Genomic DNA, 22,053 nt, shown 5'->3' with positions numbered 1-22,053 from the left:
ACCCAATGCCCAATGCCCAATGCCCCATGCCCCATGCCCCATGCCCCAATACTTAGAGAATGAAATCATGATTAACGCTAAACTTGCTGCAAAATCTCATACTAACCACCAAACAATCATTCAACTTTCAGAAAAAGTCGCTTTCGGCGGCAAAGAACTGGTAATTATCGGCGGCCCCTGCACCGTTGAAAGCTTAGAGCAAATGGAGACAGTTGCCCAAAAGCTAGCTACTACATCAGTGCAAGCATTGCGTGGCGGTGTCTACAAACCCCGCACATCTCCTTACGCCTTCCAGGGTATGGGAGAGGAAGGATTGGAAATTTTGGCCAGGGTGCGATCGCATCACCAAATCCCAGTCGTCACCGAGGTTATGTCCATTTCCCAAATTGAAGTAGTTGCCGCCCACACTGATATGCTTCAGGTTGGTAGTCGTAATATGCAAAACTTCGACTTGCTCAAAGCATTAGGGCAAGCTGGTAAGCCGATACTGCTTAAGCGTGGTTTAGCAGCGACAATTGAAGAATTCGTGATGGCAGCTGAATATATTCTCAGTCATGGAAATCCTCATGTAGTGCTGTGTGAAAGGGGTATCCGTAGCTTCGATGATTACACACGCAACGTGCTGGATTTAGGAGCAGTAGCAGCGCTCAAGCAAATAACTCACCTGCCTGTGATTGTAGATCCTTCGCACGCCGTAGGTAAACGGGAACTGGTAGCACCTATGGCTAAAGCTGCGGTGGCTTGCGGAGCAGACGGATTAATTATTGAGTGTCACCCAGAGCCAGAAAAATCTGTTTCTGATGCCCGTCAAGCGCTTTCGTTAGAAGAGATGGTGCATCTGGTTAATAGTTTAAAGCCGATAGCGGCAGCTGTTGGGCGGAGTATATCAGAAGCGATCGGGGCAGGTTCCAAATCCACCCCGATTTTTTGTGCTGCTTAAATATTGGTCAATACAGGAAACCACTGTAGAGACGTTGCAATGCAACGTCTCTACTTCAATGCAACGTCTCTACTTCAATTATTTATTGCCAGATTAGTAGTAGTCTAGGAAATAACGCCTCGACTCGTGGAACTTTGTTCCCTCCAGAACTCGATCTTAATCCAGCTTTATCGGATCATGAAGAATGATTAAGAAAAATCGGTTTAGATAAACATCATGAAGATACTAGCTGAATTGATTGGAATTGAGGCCAAATTACAGATTGATTGGGTTTTGGTAAATACCTGCTTGCAGTTTGCTAGTTGGGGATTATTCTCACTTTTGCTGGCTGAGGTTTTAAGAGACAGCTATCATGCTTTGTGTCACCAGGTCAGTTGGCTTGCTAAATGGCATAACAAACACCATACGGCGTATCGCCGAGATTTATCGATAGTTTCCCTAAAAGCGTACCAAGATTCTCAGCTATACCACGACATCTTAGAGTCGAGTCTATTGGTAGTAGTATTGATGATAATTGCTTTAGTTGTTCAGCAAATGGGGTTATGGCTGGGAGTACTATATGCTTGCACCTTCTTGTTTGGTGCATCCCAACGATATATCCTAGGAACAATTGATACAGATTACAACCACTTACCGGGCCCTTTAGAGACAACTCCATCCGTTTGGTGGGTGAATCGTTCTTACCATTGGCGGCATCATTTTGATAATGTTAATGCTTACTACAGTGGAGTTTTTCCGTTAGTGGATAAAATTCTGGGAACAGGACTGTCTGTTAAGGGTAAAACAGTCGCTTTAACCGGAGCATCAGGTGCTTTAGGACAAGCGTTGGCTGCTGAACTTCTCAAGCAGAATGCTAAAATCGTCGCATTAACCACTAATCCAGAAAAATTACGGGAGCAAGTAGGGGTGAAGGTGGTTCCCTGGCAGTTAGGTAATGAAGCCGAACTGAGGGATAGTTTAGAGAAGATAGATATTTTGATAATTAACCACGGAGTAAATTTTTACGCTAGCCGTACGCCTGAAGCTATCAACTCCTCTTATGAGGTGAATACCTTTTCAGCGTTGCGGTTGATGGATATATTTTTGACAACTGTAACAGGGCCACAGGCAAAGGCAACTAAGGAAATTTGGGTTAATACTTCTGAGGCTGAGGTTTCCCCAGCACTTAGTCCGCTTTATGAACTCAGCAAACGAGCCCTGGGGGAGATTGTTACTCTAAAACGGTTAGACGGAGATTGTGTAATTCGTAAGTTAATCCTCGGCCCGTTTAAGAGTCAACTCAATCCTTATGGAGTGATGTCAGCACAGCAAGTAGCTTGGGCCATCCTGTTTTTGGCGCGACGAGACTACCGAAATATTATTGTGACAATCAATCCTCTCACATATATACTTTTTCCTTTGAAGGAAACTAGTAGGTGGTTATACTATCGAATTTTTAGCAAGACGACGAAGGGTCAGTGAAGGAGCAGGAGATAAGAGTAAGCTAGAAGTTTTTAAACTTAGATTTCTGTTAGTCATAGGACTTACGTACAAGTTACGGAAGAATCAAACCGCAGAAGCACGGAGGGCACAGAGAAATGAGAGTTTGAGAAGTATTTTGCGTAAGTCCTGAGTCAATCAGGGTGTATAGACTCTTCATGCATAGTTGAACAGGAAAAAAGGGGTTCCCGTCAGGAACCCCTTTTCTCATCATAATGATTATTATTATTTCATAAATAGTGTTTCTTGTTTTTTCTGGAATAATTTATTCTTCGGAAGTCCTTGATGATCACAAACTCGGTTGCTGCAAAGAAGTTACAGTTTGTAATTATTCTTTATTAACCGTTTAAAATATTTTAACCGTCCACTTAACTATCTTAACTGTCCACTTAACTATCTTAACTGTCCACTTAACTATCTTAACTGTCTACTTAACTATCTTAACTGTCTACTTAACTATCTTAACTGTCTATTTAAATGTTTTACTACTATTGCGTTTTGTTAATGAAGCTGAAATGATTAGTAATCTGAACTTAAATCGAGCTTGTTTAATTAAAAAATAATATTTCAATAGAACAATCTATCGTTATGAAAGTCAGATTATATTCACTATCTAGCAATAACAATTACGTAAACCTTAACTCACAAACAATGTTCTACTTGATCCAGAGTATCCCTAAGAACGCCTGAGTTTTATGCTCGAAGATGCTCAACCAAAGGTGTTGTTGACCCAACACCCACTAGCTGAGAAAGTACAAAAGAAAGAAACAGAGCAAAAAATTGCGATCGCAGCCACCGTCAATTCCTTACAGGCGAGCTTGAATCTCGCAGAGCATCTTGTACAAGTGGCCTTTTTCTGGTTTGGGGTTGACAAAAGGGCGCGATTACTAGTTGTTATCCACCACTTGGTAATTGAGGGTATTTATTGGCAGATTTGTTAGAAGGTTTACCTACACCTTACTGGCAACTGTGTCAAGACCAAGCGATGCAACTGCCTACTAAAACCAGATATTTCAAAGATTGGGCGCAACATTTGACAGATTATGCTCAAAAATATTGCAAGAACTAATTGCTGATTGTAGATCTTTGGAAAATGGAGATTATACTCCCATAAATTTACCGTTAGTACAACTTAACCAACTAGAACTGGATCAAAATATTCGCAAATCTATGAAATCAGAACTTAGCAAAACCAACAAAAAAAATATTGAGTATATTTATCCATTATCTCCCATGCAACAGGGGATACTGTTTCATAGTTTGTATGCTCCAGAGTCAGGGGTATATTTTGTACAACTGAGTTGCACTTTGACGGGAAATGTGCATGTACCAACGTTTGAGCAAGCTTGGCAGCAAGTGGTAGCTCGGCATTCCATCTTACGAACTGCTTTCATTTGGCAGTCGTTGAACCAGCCTGTGCAAGTAGTGTATCGACAAGTGAAAGTTACTGTCGAAAGCTATGACTGGCAAGAATTATCTGCACAAGACCAGCAACAGCAATTAGAAATTTTTCTGGATTCTGATCGGCAACAGAACTTGCAACTGTCTCAAGCTCCATTGATGCGCCTACATCTGATCCAATTGGACAAAAATACTTATCAATTCGTTTGGAGTTTCCATCACTTATTGCTCGATGGCTGGTCATTCCCTTTGGTTTTCAAAGATCTGTTGTACTCTTATCAAGCAATTTCTCAGGGTGAAACTTTAAGTTATCAACCAACTCTTAACTACCGGAACTATATTGCTTGGCTACAGCAGCAAGATCAAGATTTAGCCGAAAAATTCTGGAAAGAAAAACTCAAAGGTTTTAGCGCACCTACTCCTTTGACGGTGGATAAACTGTTGCCAAACCAAGAAAGTAGCAACCTCAGCTATGGTGAACAACAAATTCAGTTAACGGTGCCAGCAACAGCCGCAGCTGGGTCTTTTGTACGACAACATCGCTTGACGCTCAATAATTTGGTGCAGGCAACTTGGGGATTGTTGCTATCTCGCTACAGCCAAGAAACAGATGTAGTTTTCGGTGCAACTGTATCTGGTCGAGACCCATCTCTTGTCGGCATAGAATCGATGGTGGGACTATTTATCAACACGTTGCCAATGCGAGTTGAAGTTTTGCCAGACACCCAGGTACTGGCTTTATTGAAAGATTTACAGGTGCAGCAAGTTGAGTCTGAGCAATACTCATATAGTTCATTGGTAGAGATTCAGCGTCTTAGTGATGTCCCCATGGGTACGTCTTTATTTGAAAGCATTGTTGTCTTTGAAAGTTATACATTTGAGGCTGCGCTCAAATCAGCCAATGGCAGTTTCTCCATAAAGAAGATTCGGGGCTTGCAACAAACTAATTATCCTCTAACAGTAGTCGCTGTCCCTGGTGAGCAATTACTGGTGAAGATTAGCTACGATAGTAGCCGATTTGATGATGCGGCGATCGCTCGTATGTTGGGGCATTTCCAAACATTGCTTGAGGGAATTATAGCCAACCCACAGCAGCGAATTGACCAATTACCTCTGCTGACAGAAGTTGAGCAACGACAGTTATTAGTTGAGTGGAATGATACAAGCGTAGATTATCCCGATGATTTATGCATCCATCAGTTATTTGAGCAGCAGGTGGAGCGTACACCGGATGCAGTAGCAGTCATATTTGAAAATCAACAGTTAACTTATGGTGAATTGAATAGTCGGGCTAACCAGTTGGCGCATTACTTACAGTCATTGGGCGTAGGAGCCGATGTACTGGTGGGTATTTGTGTGGAACGCTCCTTGGAAATGCTGGTAGGATTACTTGGTATTCTCAAAGCGGGTGGGGCTTATGTACCCCTTGATCCTGAGTATCCAACTGAGCGTTTGAGCTTTATCTTAGAAGATGCTCAAGTAAGAGTGTTGCTGAATCAACAGCATCTAGTTGAGAAATTACCCCAGCATCAGGCACGTGTCGTCTACTTAGACAGCGACTGGGAAACAATTGCTCAAAACAGCTCCTCAAACCCTTGTGAGGGGGCAACACCGAGTAACCTAGCTTATGTCATCTACACCTCAGGTTCCACAGGTAAGCCCAAAGGCGTTTTAGTCAACCACTCAAATGTAGCTCGTCTCTTTGCAGCCACAGAATGGTATCACTTTGATGAACAAGACGTGTGGACACTATTCCACTCTTATGCATTCGATTTTTCTGTGTGGGAAATTTGGGGTGCATTGCTGTATGGTGGACGACTGGTAGTAGTGCCCTACTTAGTGACGCGATCGCCGGAATCTTTCTATAACTTACTGTGTCAAGAAAAAGTAACAATTCTCAACCAAACACCTTCAGCCTTCCGCCAGTTAATTCAAGCCGAACAGTCAATTGCAACTATCGGTGATTTGAACTTGCGCCTGGTAATTTTCGGTGGAGAAGCCTTAGAAATTAAGAGTTTGCAGCCTTGGTTTGAGCGTCATGGCGACCAGTTGCCCCAGTTAGTGAACATGTACGGGATTACAGAAACCACTGTACACGTCACTTATCGTCCCTTGAGCAAAGCCGATTTAAATAGGACAGCAAGCGTAATTGGTCGTCCGATTCCCGACTTACAGGTGTATGTGCTGGATGAACAGTTACAACCAGTGCCAATTGGTATTCCAGGCGAAATGTATGTTGGTGGTGCTGGGGTAACACGTGGTTATCTCAATCGTCTTGAACTGACACAACAACGATTTATCTCTAATCCCTTTGGCAAGTCAAAATTATATAAAACAGGGGATTTAGCACGTTATTTACCCAATGGCGAGTTAGAGTATTTAGGACGCATAGATAACCAAGTTAAGATTCGCGGTTTCCGCATTGAGTTAGGAGAAATAGAGGCATTATTGGCTCAACACCCCGCAGTGTGGGAAAACGTGGTCGTGGTACGAGAGGATGAACCGGGAGACAAGCGTTTAGTTGCTTACGTAGTGAAAGAGGTGGGACAATCTCTCACAGCAAGCGAACTGCGTCAGTTTCTCACCAACCAACTGCCAAGCTACATGATGCCAAACGCTTTTGTGCTGCTGGAATCCTTACCCCTCACATCTAACGGCAAAGTAGACCGCCTCGCACTGCCAACACATGAGTTAGACAGCACACAGTTAGATAAATTTGTTGCCCCACGGACTCCAATTGAAGAAATGCTGGCACAAATTTGGGCGCAAGTGCTGAAACTAGAGCTTGTAGGCATTCATGATAACTTCTTTGAAATTGGGGGACACTCCTTACTAGCAACGCAATTAGTGTCACGTATCCGCAAGATTTTCAAAGTGGAATTACCATTGCGGGAATTGTTTGCTACAGCAACAGTAGCTCAATTGGCGCGATCGCTTGGGCAGCTGCAACAACAAAATATAATCTTGAGTTCCCCACCAATCTTAAGGCGGACACAGAATACAGAACTGCCACTGTCTTATGCTCAACAACGTTTATGGTTTTTAGACCAGTTCGAGCCGAACAGCCCTTTCTACAACACCTACATCACTTTGCATCTAGTAGGAACTCTGAATGTTGCAGCTTTAGAACAAAGCTTACGAGAAATCATTGCGCGTCACGAAGCCTTACGCACCAACTTCATCACTGTTGATGGACAGGCAACTCAAATCATTCAAACACAAACAGATTGGAAAATATCAGTTGTTGAGTTGCAACATCTGCCAGCACCCGAAAAAGAAAAACGACACCAGCAATTAGCCCAACAACAAGCGCTGCAACCTTATGACCTGGCAACACAAGCATTAGTCAGGGCGAAATTATTAGTGCTGAATGAGACAGAACACGTCTTAAGTGTGTGTATGCACCACATCGTCTCTGATGGTTGGTCAATGGGTGTGTTTGTCCAAGAACTAACAGCGCTGTATGATGCTTATGCTCAAGGTCAGCCTTCAAATCTAGCACCACTACCGATTCAGTACGCAGATTTTGCAATTTGGCAAAGACAGTGGTTGCAAGGAGATGTACTACAAACCCAATTAAGTTACTGGCAAGAACAACTAAAAGACGCACCAGCTTTATTGTCGCTACCAACTGACCGACCAAGACCACCTGTGCAAACCTTCGCTGGCGCACGTCAAGTATTTCCGCTCTCCCTGGAACTCACTGCTGCGCTGACACAACTGAGTCAGCAACAAGAGGTAACTTTGTTTATGACGCTGTTGGCAGCTTTTGATACCTTACTTTACCGACACACAGGACAATCTGATATTTTGGTGGGGACACCAATTGCTAACCGCAATCGGAATGAAATTGAAGGGTTGATTGGCTTTTTTGTCAATACTTTAGTGTTGCGGACTGATTTATCTCTTAATCCCAGTTTCCAAGATTTATTAGGTCGTGTTCGGGAAATGGCTCTAGGAGCATATTCTCATCAGGACTTGCCTTTTGAAATGTTGGTGGAAACATTACAGCCAGAACGCAATCTAAGTCATACACCACTGTTTCAGGTGATGTTTGTGCTGGAAAATTCGCCCATGCCAACTGTCGAGTTAACTGGGTTAACTGTCAGTCAACTCAAGATCAAAAATCAAACTGCCAAGTTTGATTTGACGTTAGCAATGGAGAATACTGCTACTGGATTGGTGGGAGTGTGGGAGTACAACACTGATTTATTTGATGCAAGTACTATTGAGCGGATGGCGGGTCATTTTGTGACCATGCTTGAAGCAATTGTGGCGAATCCCAAACAGCGAATTGACCAATTACCTCTGCTGACAGAAGTTGAGCAACGACAGTTATTAGTTGAGTGGAATGATACAAGCGTAGATTATCCCGATGATTTATGCATCCATCATTTGTTTGAGCAGCAGGTGGAGCGTACACCGGATGCAGTAGCAGTCATATTTGAAGATCAACAGTTAACTTATGGTGAATTGAATAGTCGGGCTAACCAGTTGGCGCATTACTTACAGTCATTGGGTGTAGGAGCCGATGTACTGGTGGGTATTTGTGTGGAACGCTCCTTGGAAATGCTGGTAGGATTACTTGGTATTCTCAAAGCGGGTGGGGCTTATGTACCCCTTGACCCTGAGTATCCAAAAGAGCGGCTGGCTTATATTCTCGAAGATACACAATTGGGCATTCTACTGACTCAACAAAGATGCCTTGTCCAACTACCAGAGCAAGTTAGAAAAACAATCTGTTTAGATAGTGACTGGGCAGTGATTGCTCAACACAGTACAGACAGGCTGATTAGTGACGTTCAATTCCACAACCTAGCTTACATTATTTACACATCTGGTTCGACAGGCAAACCCAAAGGGGTGATGATTGAACATCGTTCAGTGATAAATTTTCTGATCACTGTCACCCAGGAATATGATTTAAACTCAAACGATCAGATTCTACAATTTTCGTCTATCTGCTTTGACGCATCCGTTGAAGAGATCTTCTCTGGTTTTTTAGTCGGCGCAACATTAGTGCTGCGAACCGAACAGATGCTGGACTCAAGTGAGGAATTTTGGCGGCGTTGCCAAGAATGGGAGTTAACTGTTTTGAATCTCCCTACAGCGTATTGGCATCAGTTGGCTGCGGAACTTACCCCCCAAGACTCCCGAATTCCCAAAAATCTCAGAATTGTGATTTTTGGAGGAGAAAAAGCTCAACTGGAAAAAGTGAACCGCTGGCACAGTAGCGTTGCTCACTTCTCCCATCCACCCCAATTATTTAATGGTTACGGGCCAACAGAAGCAACGGTTATAGCTACCCTATACCGAGTAAATTACCCAGCAAAAACCGACATATTGATTGGACGACCCATTACCAATGCTCAGGTCTATATCCTGGATAAATATCTACAACCAGTCCCCGTTGGTGTAGCAGGAGAATTGCACATTAGTGGTGCAGGTTTGGCACGAGGCTATCTCAACGCAAGAGAGTTAACAAAAGAAAAATTCATCTCCAATCCGTTTGACAATTCAAAATTCAATCGCTTGTATAAGACAGGAGATTTGGCACGTTATCTGCCAGATGGCAACATCCAATACTTAGGACGCATCGACAATCAGGTCAAAGTGCGGGGCTTCCGCATCGAGTTGGGCGAGATAGAAACATTACTGAGCCAACACACCCAAGTCAAAACAGTTGTAGTCATCGCCCGCGAAGATACGACCGGGGATAAACGCATAGTTGCTTACATCGTGCCACAAAAAGAGGTGACACCCACAGTAAGCGAACTGCGCCACTACCTGAAAGCCAAGCTACCAGAATATATGGTGCCCAATGCTTTTGTTATTTTAGAAGCCCTACCCCTTACCCCCAATAGCAAAGTAGACAGCCGTGCATTACCCGCACCGGATTTACATCATGAACTATTAGACAAATATGTAGCCCCACGCACGCCCATCGAAGAAATGCTGGCACCAATTTGGGCACAGGTGCTGAAAGTAGAGCAAGTGGGCATTCATGATAACTTCTTTGAACTTGGGGGACACTCGCTACTAGCAACGCAACTAGTTTCACGCATCCGCAACATTCTCCAAGTGGAACTACCATTGCGTGAGTTGTTTGCTGCACCGACAGTAGCCGAATTGGGGCGATCAATTCAGCAGTTACAGCAACAAGACTTAGAACTTACTTCCTCGCCCATTTTACCAAGGATTCATAATGCAGAATTACCACTGTCTTATGCCCAACAGCGTTTATGGTTTTTAGATCAGTTCGATCCAAACAGTTCCTTCTACAATATTCCCATGGCTTTGCGTCTAGTGGGAACTCTCAATCAAGCTGCCTTAGAACAAAGTTTAAAAGAAATCATTGATCGTCACCAAGCGTTACGCACCAATTTAATTACAGTTGATGGAAAAGCTTCTCAAATCATTCAAACAGAAACGAATTGGACAGTATCAGTTGTTGATTTGAAGCATTTATCTACAACCGAACAAGAAATTGCTTCTCAGCTTTTAGTGCAACAACAAGCTATTCAACCATTTGATCTGGCTAAACAAGCATTAGTGAGAGCAACATTAGTAGTGCTTAATGAGACAGAACACATATTGTTAATGTGTATGCATCATGTTGTCTCCGATGGCTGGTCAATGGGTGTGTTTGTCCAAGAACTAGCGGTGCTGTATAGTGCTTATTCAATAGGTCAGCCCTCACCTTTAGCGCCACTGCCGATTCAGTACGCAGATTTCGCAATCTGGCAGAGAGTGTGGTTGCAAGGGGATGTACTGGAAAAGCAATTGAGTTACTGGCAAAAACAACTCAAAGATGCACCAGCCCTGTTAGTGCTACCCACAGACCGACCCAGACCCGCTGTGCAAACCTTCGCTGGCGCACATCAAGAGTTTGCACTGTCAATTGAACTAACTCAAAGGCTGACAAAACTGAGCCAAGAGCAAGGGGTGACTTTGTTCATGACGCTGTTGGCAGCTTATGATACCTTACTTTATCGCTACACAGAACAATCAGACATTTTGGTGGGGACACCCATTGCTAACCGGAATCGCAGTGAAATCGAAGGGTTAATTGGCTTTTTTGTCAATACTTTAGTTTTGCGGACTGATTTATCAGGCAATCCTAGCTTTAGCGAATTACTCACTCGTGTTCGGCAAATGGCAATGGAGGCATACTCTCATCAGGACTTGCCGTTTGAAATGTTGGTGGAAACATTGCAGCCAGAACGAGATCTCAGCCATACACCACTGTTTCAGGTAGATTTTCTCCTCCAAAATGATCCCCTATCTCAAGTAGAACTGAGTGGGTTAACTGTCAGTTCATTGCCAATAGAAAGCGCAACGGCAAAATTGGATTTGACTTTAGCAATGTCGAACACTGCTACTGGACTGGTGGGTGTGTGGGAGTACAACACAGACTTGTTTGATCGCAGCACGATCGCACGGATGGCAGGTAATTTTGTAACACTGCTAGAAGCAATTGTGGCAAATCCCCAGGAGCGAATTGACCAACTGCCAATATTAACAGAAGTTGAGCAACGACAATTATTAGTTGAATGGAACGATACTCAGGCAGATTACCCAAGGGATCAGTGTATTCATCAGTTATTTGAGTCGCAAGTTGATCTGACCCCAGATACAGTAGCAGTCATATTTGAAAATCAACAATTAACTTATGGCCAGTTGAACACCCAAGCTAATCAACTAGCACACTACCTACAAACTATTGGTGTGGGGCCAGAGATTTTAGTGGGGATTTATCTAGAGCGATCGCTATCCATCATCATCGGATTATTAGCCGTCCTGAAAGCTGGTGGCGGCTATGTCCCCTTAGACCCCGATTATCCCCAGCAGCGATTAGCTGACATATCCCAGGATTCACAAATCTCCGTGCTGATTACACAGCATAAATTGCTCAATTCCTTGCCAGTCCAAGGGGTAAAAGTCATTGTCTTAGATGCAGAATCTGGGGTGCTGACCGCTCAAAGTCAAGAAAATCCGGTGAGTGAAGTCAGACCAGAAAACTTAGCTTGTATACTCTACACATCTGGGTCTACCGGCAAACCCAAAGGCGTAATGCTGACTCACGCGGCTTTAGTTAACCATAGCAGTGCAATTAGTGAAGTATTTGGTTTGACTAGCAGCGATCGCGTCTTGCAGTTTGCTTCCTTCAGCTTTGATGTTGCAGCCGAAGAAATCTTCCCCACTTGGTACAAAGGTGGAACTGTGGTCTTAAGACCCGCGCAAATGTTCCCTGATTTTGCAAGTCTTGCCCAATTTATTGAACAACAAAAGCTGAGTGTCTTAAATATCACCCCGTCCTATTGGCATGAATGGGCGATCGCAGTATCTAAAGAAGATGCAACTGTGCCGCCAAGTCTACGCTTAGTAGCTGTGGGTGGGGACACAGTTCTACCGGAAACAGTAACAATATGGCAGCAATTGGTAGGCGATCGCGTCAATTGTTTGAACGTCTACGGCCCCACCGAAGCCTCAGTCACAGCGATCGTGAACGATCTGCTTCATCCCCAATCACAAACAACCAATTCTGTGCTGATTGGTCGTCCCATTGCCAATACGCAAGCCTACATCCTCGACCGTCATCTCCAACCCGTACCCATTGGAGTCCGAGGCGAATTGCATATATGCGGTGTTCGGTTAGCAAGAGGATACCTCAATCTCCGAGAATTAACAGAGGAAAAATTTATTCACAACCCGTTTGTGGAGGCAGGAGGGAGTAGATTATATAAAACAGGGGATTTAGCTCGTTATCTACCTGATGGTAACATTGAGTGCTTTGGACGCATCGACAATCAAGTAAAAATTCGGGGGTTCCGTATTGAGTTGGGTGAAATTGAAGCAGTACTGAACCAATATCCAGATGTGCAGACATCTTGTGTGATTATCCGCGAAGATGCGATCGGGGATACTAGTACTGAGCGACTCGTGCCGAGCATCTCGACTTCGCTCGATGGAGCCGGAGCCGAGGGAAGTCGAAGTAAGCGCTTAGTCGCCTACGTGGTTCCGGATGAAAAGATACCTACGATTAGCGAACTGCGTCAGTTCCTCTCTAGTATTCTGCCTCTTTACATGGTGCCCCAGGCTTTCGTGATGCTGGAGTCACTACCGCTAACACCAAACCGCAAAGTAGACCGTCGTGCCTTACCAGTACCAGACTTCAAGAGCGAATCCCAAGACAACTATGTTGCACCGCGTACCCCCATTGAAGAAATGCTGGCACCAATTTGGGCGCAAGTCCTGAAAGTAGAGCAAGTCGGCATACATGATAACTTCTTTGAAATTGGGGGACACTCGCTACTAGCAACCCAACTGGTTTCACGCATCCGCAATATTTTCAAAGTAGAACTACCATTGCGGAGTCTGTTCGCAGCAGCGACAGTTGCTGAATTGGCGCATATTGTTGGGCAGTTGCAGCAGCAAAACTTAGAACTAACTTCCCTACCCATCTTAAGGCGGGCAAAGAATGCAGAATTATCACTGTCTTATGCTCAACAGCGTTTGTGGTTTTTAGAACAGTTACAGCCGAATAGTGGCTTATACAACATCCCCCTAGCTTTGCGTCTAGTTGGAACTCTCAATCAAGCTGCCTTAGAACAAAGCTTGCAAGAAATAATTGCACGTCACGAAGCGCTACGCACCAACTTCATCGCCGTTGATGGACAAGCAACGCAAATCATTCAAACACACGCAGATTGGCAAATCTCCGTTGTTGAGTTGCAACATCTGGCCGCAAACCAGCAAGAAATAGCTGCACAGGAATTAGTGCAACAACAAGCGAACCAACCCTTTGACCTAGCAACACAAGCATTGGTAAGAGCAACCTTAGTTGTGCTTAATGAAACAGAACACATATTGAGTGTGTGTATGCACCACATTGTCTCTGATGAATGGTCAATGGAAGTATTTGTCCAAGAATTCACAGCGTTGTACACTGCTTATTCCCAAGGTCAGCGAACTACTTTAGCGCCACTACCAATTCAGTATGCAGACTTTGCACTATGGCAGAGACAGTGGTTGCAAGGGGATGTCCTGCAAAGCCAATTGAATTACTGGCAACAACAACTCAAAGATGCACCAGCTTTATTACCTCTGCCCACAGACAGACCCAGAACGGCAGTACAGACTTTCGCTGGCGCACATCAAAAATTTGAGCTTTCACTTGAGTTAAGTCAAAGGTTGGTACAACTGAGTCAGCAACAAGGGGCAACTTTGTTCATGACGCTGTTGGCAGCGTTTGATACTTTACTTTATCGCTACACAGATGTGGCAGATATTTTGGTGGGCACACCAATTGCCAACCGCAATCGCAGTGAAATCGAAGGGTTAATTGGCTTTTTTGTCAATACCTTAGTGATGCGGACTGATTTATCTGAAAATCCGAGTTTCTCATCATTACTCACTCATGTTCGGGAAATGGCGCTGCAAGCCTATGCTCATCAGGACTTGCCCTTTGAAATGCTGGTGGAAGTATTGCAGCCCCAGCGTAATTTAAGCCATACACCTCTATTCCAAGTGGCGTTTTTGTTTCAGAATACCCCTACGTCTGGTGTAGAACTGAGTGGGCTAACTATAAGTGATTTGCCACCAGAAAATGTCACTGCCAAGTTTGATCTTACTTTAGCGATCGCCAACACCGCGACTGGATTTGTGGGAGTGTTGGAATACAATACCGACTTGTTTGATAGCAGCACTATTGAGCGGATGGCAGGTCATTTTGCGTGTCTGCTTGAAGGAATTGTGGCAAATCCACATCTGCCCATTTCCCAATTGCCAATGTTAACAGCAGTTGAGCAACAGTTATTAATTGGCTGGAATGATACAGAGGTGGATTATCCTGCTGATAAATGTATCCATCAGTTGTTTGAGGAGCAAGTAGAGCGTACACCGGATGCAGTAGCGGTAGTATTTGAAAACGAACAACTCACCTACTACGAGTTGAATTCTCGTGCAAACCAATTGGCGCACTATTTGCGAACTTTAGGTGTAGGAGCCAATGAGTTAGTAGGTATTTGCGTAGAGCGTTCTTTAGAAATGGTTGTGGGATTATTGGGAATTCTCAAAGCTGGTGGGGCTTATGTGCCACTTGACCCTGAGTATCCCCAAGAACGCTTACAATTTATGCTGGCAGACACTCAGGTAAAAGTGCTGTTGACTCAAGAGAAATTAGTAGAGTCTCTGACTCAACATCAGGCGCGTGTTGTCCGCTTAGATACTGACTGGCAAGTTATTCACCAAGCAAATCAGAATAATATAAACAGCCCAGTCAGCGCCGAAGACCTATCTTATGTGATTTACACCTCCGGTTCTACAGGCACTCCCAAAGGAGTAGTCGTAACTCATCAGGCTGTAAATCGATTAGTCTTCAACACCAACTATATACAGTTAACACCTGATGACTGTGTTGCTCAAGCAGCAAATATTGCTTTTGATGCTGCCACTTTCGAGATTTGGGGAGCATTGCTACATGGAGCCAAGCTAGTCATCATCACCAAATCAATATTGCTTTCGCCCCAAGAATTTGCTGTGAATATGCGCTCCCATGAAATCAGCGTGTTATTTTTAACCACAGCTTTATTCAATCAGTTAGCCAATTTTGTACCGCAAGCATTTGGTTCTCTACGATATCTACTATTTGGTGGTGAAGCTGTTGACCCCAGATGGGTACAAGAAGTCTTAGACAAAGGCGCTCCACAGCACTTGCTCCATGTTTATGGCCCAACAGAAAATACCACTTTTTCTTCTTGGTACTTGGTAGAAGACTTACCAACTAAAGCTAAAACTATCCCCATTGGTCGGGCAATTTCCAATACGCAAATCTATTTGCTAGACCAAAACTTACAACCAGTACCTGTGGGTATACCGGGAGAATTGTACCTTGGTGGAGCAGGATTAGCACGCGGCTATCTCAACCGACCAGAGTTAACACAAGAGAAATTCATTCCTAATCCCTTTAGCGATGAACCACATTCCCGTCTCTATAAAACTGGAGATTTAGCACGATACTTGAGTGACGGCAATATCGAGTTTCTCGGTCGTATCGACAGTCAGGTAAAAATTCGTGGCTTCCGCATTGAATTGGGAGAAATTGAAGCGGCGTTGTCCCAGCTAAGAGAAGTACGAGAAGCAGTAGTAGTTGCACAGGAAGACCAATCAAATAACAAACGCCTAGTAGCTTATGTTGTACCGCAACAGAAAAACCTTTCTTCATCAAAGAAACCAGAAAAATTATCAACAGACAAAGTAGAGCTATGGCCATCTATAGCTGAATACTATGTCTATGACGAATTGCTGTATTACGCGATGACCAATGACCATCGACGCAGAGATAGTTATAAAGTCGCTATTAATCAATTGGTCAAAAATAAAGTAGTTGTTGATATCGGCACAGGTAAAGATGCAATTTTATCCAGATTTTGTGTCCAAGGAGGTGCTAAGAAAATTTATGCAATTGAAATAAGTGAGGAAGTTTGCAACCAAGCAAGAGCTTGTATTGAAAAGTTAGGTTTAGCAGACAAAATCACAGTTATTCACGGAGATGCGACTTCAGTTGAACTGCCAGAACTCGCTGATGTCTGTGTCTCAGCAATTGTCGGAGCAATTGGTGGCTCTGAAGGAGCAGCAGTCATTATTAATAACGCCAGAAGATTTCTCAAGCCTGATGGTTTGATGATTCCGGAAAGAAGCATGACTAAGATGGCTGCTGTCACTCTGCCAGATGAAATATTACACAATCCCAAATTTGCTGAAATTCCTGCACATTACACCAACAAAATCTTTGAGGAAGTCGGATATCCATTTGACTTAAGGGTATGTATTAAGAAATTTCCCCAAGCAAATGTTTTATCCACTGTGGATGTGTTGGAAGACTTGAACTTCAATGAATCTATCAGCCCAGAATTTTCTCATAAAGTTAAATTTGAAATTCAAAAAAATGGGCGAATGGATGGATTTTTAGTCTGGCTGAATTTGCATACTATTGCCGGAGAAGAAATAGACATTCTCGAACATGAGTATTGCTGGCTTCCTGTTTATTTCCCGGTATTTGAACCAGGGATTGAAGTTGAATCCGGTGATGTCATTCAAGCAGTTTGTTCTAGAACACTTTGCGAAAATAATCTCAACCCAGATTATGCAATTCAAGGTAGTCTGCTGAAAAAGAATGGAGAAATTATTAACTTTGAATATGTCTCCTATCACTATAAAAATAATTTCCAGCAAACACCTTTCTATCAACGATTATTTGCTGATTATGGCAATGTAAAAAATAATTACCCCGATAATTTGGCTCAATCTTTAAGAGCTAGTCTCAAGAAACTCTTGCCCGACTACATGATCCCCTCCAACTTTGTAGTGCTAGAGAACCTGCCCATAACACCAAACGGCAAAATAGACCACCGGGCGCTGCCAAAAGATCACCTAATTTTAAGTGAAGCTTATTATATCACGCCAAATACAGAAACCGAAAAAATCATTGCTGGTATTTGGCAAAAAGCACTACTTGTAGAAAAAGTGGGTCTTTACAATAACTTCTTTGAACTTGGGGGACATTCCCTGCTAGCGACTCAGGTAATTTCTCGCTTGCAAGAAGCCTTTGGGACTTCGTTGCCATTACGCTATATCTTTGAATCACCGACAGTATTCGAGTTAAGTGAGGCGATATTAGCTCAATTGGAAAGTGGTTTGAGCTTGGCAGTGCCGGCGATCGCACCCGTTAAGAGAGACGCAGATATACCACTATCTTGGGCGCAAGAGCGGCTGTGGTTTGTCAATCAGTTGGAGGGCGAAAGTGGTGCCTACACAATAGATATGACCTTGCGTTTGCTGGGAAATCTTAATGTCAAAGCTTTAGAGGAAGCATTTAGTTCGATAGTTCAACGCCACGAAGTTCTACGGACTCGCTTTGAAATCAGAAATAACAAACCAGTACAGGTAATAGATCCCAATACAACCATCACCTTACCAGTGGTGAATCTACAAAATTTGCCAGACCCCGAAAAACTTGTAGAGCAACTGGCAACAGAGGAAGTCTGCAAACCATTCGATTTGGCTAATGGCTCTGTGCTGCGAGTCAAGCTTTGGCAAGTTGGGACTGAGGAGTATGTATTGGTACTAGCAATTCACCATATTGCTGCTGATGGTTGGTCACTGGGCGTTTTAATCGGTGAACTGTCAGCATATTACCAAAGCTCTGTAATGGGTATTTCTGCTGAGTTACCAGAGTTACCTATACAATATGCCGACTTCGCTGTATGGCAGCGTCAATGGCTGACAAATCAGGTATTAGAGCGTCAATTAAACTACTGGAAGCAACAGTTAACAGGAGCGCCACCTCTATTAGAATTACCCACAGACCGCCCCCGCCCAGCCATACAGACTTTTCGAGGCGGTACAGAGCAACTTCAACTAGATGCCTTGCTAACGCAGCAGCTCAAAAAGCTATCTCAAGAGTCTGGAAGCACGCTGTTTATGATACTGCTGGCAGGTTTTGTGGTGTTAATGTCTCGCTACAGTGGACAAACAGATTTGGTGGTTGGCTCGCCAATTGCGAATCGCAACCGGACAGAAATTGAAGGGCTAATTGGCTTTTTTGTCAATACTATGGCACTGAGATTCAATTTATCCCAAGAACCGACCTTTGAAGCTCTGCTAGCGCAGGTGCGAAAAGTTACGCAAAATGCCTACGACCATCAAGATTTACCCTTCGAGATGTTAGTCGAAGAGTTGCAACTAGAGCGGAATCTGGATCGCAACCCATTGGTACAGGTGGTGTTTGCCCTCCAGAATGCTCCCACCTCCCCTTGGGATCTGCCTGATTTAAAGGTTGAAGGGATGGCTTCAGGGCTGGACTCAGTTCGGGTTGACTTAGAAGTTTACTTGTGGGATGTACCAGAAGGTCTTGGGGGCTTTTGTTCTTACAACGCCGATTTGTTTGATGCGGCAACGATCGCCCGCATGATGCAACATTTTAAGACTTTGCTTGGGGCAATTGTTGATAACCCCCAGCAGCCAGTGGCATTACTTCCCTTGCTCACCCAGCCAGAACGCCATCAATTGTTAGTGGAGTGGAATGATACTCAAACAGACTATGCACTCAATAAGTGTATTCATCAGTTATTTGAGGAGCAGGTAGAGCGGACTCCTGATGCAGTGGCGGTGGTGTTTGAAAATGAACAACTCACCTATCACCAGTTGAATGCCAAAGCAAATCAATTGGCGCATTACTTGTGGTCTTTGGGTGTGGGAGCCGATGTACTGGTGGGGTTGTGTGTGGAGCGATCGCTTTTAACAGTGGTAGCATTGTTGGGTATTCTCAAAGCGGGTGGTGCTTACGTACCCCTTGATCCAGAATATCCTAGCGATCGCCTGGGCTTTATGCTAGAGGACACCCAAGTTTCGGTACTGCTAACCCAACAGCACTTGGTTGATAAACTAGCCCCAAATCAAGCAAATCTGGTCTTTTTAGATGAAATATGGGGAGAAGTTGCCCAAAACAAACAAGATAACTTGACTGGGGTCGTAACAGCTTTTGACCTAGCGAATGTGATTTACACGAGCGGCTCTACTGGTAAACCTAAAGGGGTAATGGTTGAGCATAAAGGATTGTGTAATCTAGCTCAAGCTCAGATTCAGGCTTTTGGCTTGCAAAATTCAAGTCGAGTTCTCCAGTTTGCCTCTTTCAGTTTTGATGCTTGTATCTCGGAAATCTTGATGACTTTGGGATCAGGGGCAACACTTTATCTGGGAAGCAAAGACTCTCTAATGCCCGGAACGCCATTAATTGAGCGATTACGCGATTATGGCATTACCCATATCACCCTACCACCATCGGCTTTAGCCGTTATGGCAACTGAAGAACTCCCGGCACTGCAAACATTGATTGTCGCTGGCGAAGCTTGTTCTGTTGAACTGATGAGGCAATGGTCTGCTGGGAGAAACTTCTTCAACGGTTATGGGCCAACAGAAGCTAGTGTCTGTGCCACAGTGGCCAAATGCACTCTTGAAGATGAGAAAATTACCATTGGTCGTCCAATTGCCAACACGCAAATCTATATTTTAGATTCACACTTACAGCCAGTGCCCATTGGTGTCCCAGGAGAACTGCACATTGGTGGCATGGGATTGGCAAGAGGCTATCTCAACCGAAGAGAGTTAACCCAAGAGAAATTCATCCCCAATCCCTTTGACAATTCAAAATTGTATAAAACGGGGGATTTAGCCCGCTATTTACCCGATGGTAATATCGAATACCTGGGACGCATTGACAATCAAGTTAAGATTCGCGGTTTCCGCATTGAATTGGGCGAAATTGAAGCTGTTTTGAGCCAACACCCCTTGGTACAACAGGCTGTTGTTGTTGCCAGCGTTGACAATTCTGGTGATAAATCCCCTTCGACTGCCCTCAGTAACAGTCTGGTAGCTTACTTAGTCCCCGGTCTTAAAGGTCAGGTATTACCCCAACAGCTTGCTCAATGGCAAAAGGAGTACGTTAGTGACTGGCAAATGCTCTATGAAGAATCCTATAGCCAACCTCAAGCAGCAACAGATGACCCCACGTTCAATATTGCTGGTTGGAACAGTAGTTACACCGGGCAAGCCATCCCAGAGTTGGAAATGCGGGAGTGGGTTGAAAGCACAGTGCAGCGAATTCTGGCTGGTGAACCCCAACGAGTATTAGAAATTGGTTGTGGAAGTGGGTTACTGCTATCTCGCATTGCCAAGGGCGTCGAACAGTATTGGGGAGCCGATTATTCTTTAGCAGCGATACAGAACGTTGAGCGGCTATGCAGCACGGTTGAGGGTCTAGAAAGGGTAAAACTGCTGCACCAAACGGCAGATAACTTTGAAAATATCCCCAAAGAAGCCTTCGACACAGTGGTTTTGAACTCAGTGGTGCAGTACTTTCCCAGTGTAGAGTATCTGTTGCAGGTTTTAGAAGGAGCGATCGCCGCGATCGCAACTACGGGCAAGATTTTCGTGGGCGATGTCCGCAACTTGCCTTTGCTGGAGCCATACCATGCAGCCGTGCAGTTAGCCCGCGTTGAGTCAGAAAGAAGTATTGAACAATGGCAGCGACAAGTATACCAGAGTGTAGCCGCCGAAGAAGAATTGGTCATCGACCCTAGGTTTTTCATCGCCCTCAAACAACGTTTTCCCCAAATTACTTGGGTGGAGATTCAGCCCAAACGTGGTTACTCTCAAAATGAGTTAACTCAATTCCGCTATGATGTCACTCTGCATGTGGGTAGTAATATCCAAACAGGGATAGTTCCTTGGTTAAATTGGCAACTAGACCAGCTTTCATTTACCCAGATTCAAAATCAGCTGCACCAGGAGCAGCCAGAACTTTTGGGAATCAGGGGTGTGCCTAATCAACGGGTACAGCAAGCACTACAAATTTGGCAATGCTTGTCAAATCACCCTGGTGTCGAAACAGTCGGGCAACTGCGGGAACTACTAGCACAACAGCCAACAGTTGGGAGCAATCCCGAAGAGTTTTACCAGTTGGGGCAGCATCTGGGCTATACCGTTCACTTGAGTTGGTGGGGGAGTAGTCAGGATGGTTCATTCGATGTGGTTTTCTGTCGCAACAATTCGACGCCAGCACAAGGGGCGATGCCTGGGGCGGGCTTTGCCTACGCTTTTTGGGATAGTTCAGCAGTCACCACCAAACCCTGGACTGACTACACAAACAATCCCCTACACGGCAAGTTAGTTCAGAAGCTAGTGCCGCAAGTGCGTGAATTTATCCAACAAAAGCTACCTAATTACATGGTGCCTCAAGCTTTTGTCCTCCTTAATACCCTGCCCCTAACACCCAATGGCAAGGTGGATCGGCGATCGCTTCCCACACCAGATACAGCCACCAGAAATCTTACAACTGGTTTTGTTTCACCTCGAACATCTATTGAAGCTCAACTGGCTCAAATCTGGGGTGAAGTCCTGGGACTCGAACGCATTGGGATCAAGGATAATTTCTTTGAAATTGGGGGACATTCCCTGCTAGCGACTCAAGTAATATCTCGTTTGCGCGATATTTTTTCGGTGGAATTGTCCTTACAAAATTTGCTTGAGTACCCGACGGTAGTTGGTTTAGCCCAAATCATTGAGGTACTTGGTGTTGTCCAAGATGGTCAACTATCCATTAAAGAAACATCAGAAGATTACGAAGAAGGAGAATTATAAAAAACTCTTTTTTCAACTTATTTTTGACTATT

General features: G+C 44.2%; 5 protein-coding genes. All 5 read left to right on the top strand.

Going from position 1 to position 22,053, the window contains the following annotated elements:
* The first annotated feature begins 67 nt into the window (after nt 1-67).
* A complete protein-coding gene (gene aroF, locus IQ246_RS14965) occupies nt 68-940 on the top strand; it encodes a 3-deoxy-7-phosphoheptulonate synthase (RefSeq protein WP_194004150.1) in 873 nt (290 codons plus the stop codon).
* 216 nt (nt 941-1,156) lie between these two features.
* Complete coding sequence (locus IQ246_RS14960; RefSeq protein ID WP_194004149.1) at nt 1,157-2,401, top strand: bifunctional sterol desaturase/short chain dehydrogenase; 1,245 nt, start codon at nt 1,157-1,159, stop codon at nt 2,399-2,401.
* A 713-nt stretch (nt 2,402-3,114) separates the two neighbouring features.
* Nucleotides 3,115-3,360: a hypothetical protein gene (locus IQ246_RS14955; protein WP_194004148.1), complete on the top strand. Its 246-nt coding sequence runs from the start codon at nt 3,115-3,117 to the stop codon at nt 3,358-3,360.
* Complete coding sequence (locus tag IQ246_RS14950; RefSeq protein WP_194004147.1) at nt 3,345-3,488, top strand: hypothetical protein; 144 nt, start codon at nt 3,345-3,347, stop codon at nt 3,486-3,488. The genes IQ246_RS14955 and IQ246_RS14950 overlap by 16 nt, the downstream gene beginning before the upstream one ends.
* A complete protein-coding gene (locus IQ246_RS14935) occupies nt 3,476-22,021 on the top strand; it encodes a non-ribosomal peptide synthase/polyketide synthase (RefSeq protein WP_244142038.1) in 18,546 nt (6,181 codons plus the stop codon). Before IQ246_RS14950 ends, IQ246_RS14935 begins: the two co-directional genes overlap by 13 nt.
* The last annotated feature ends 32 nt before the right edge of the window (nt 22,022-22,053 follow it).

The sequence above is a fragment of the aff. Roholtiella sp. LEGE 12411 genome (assembly GCF_015206995.1).
In the GTDB taxonomy this organism is placed as follows: Bacteria; Cyanobacteriota; Cyanobacteriia; order Cyanobacteriales; family Nostocaceae; genus Komarekiella.
This window is presented reverse-complemented; position numbering and strand designations above follow the sequence as displayed.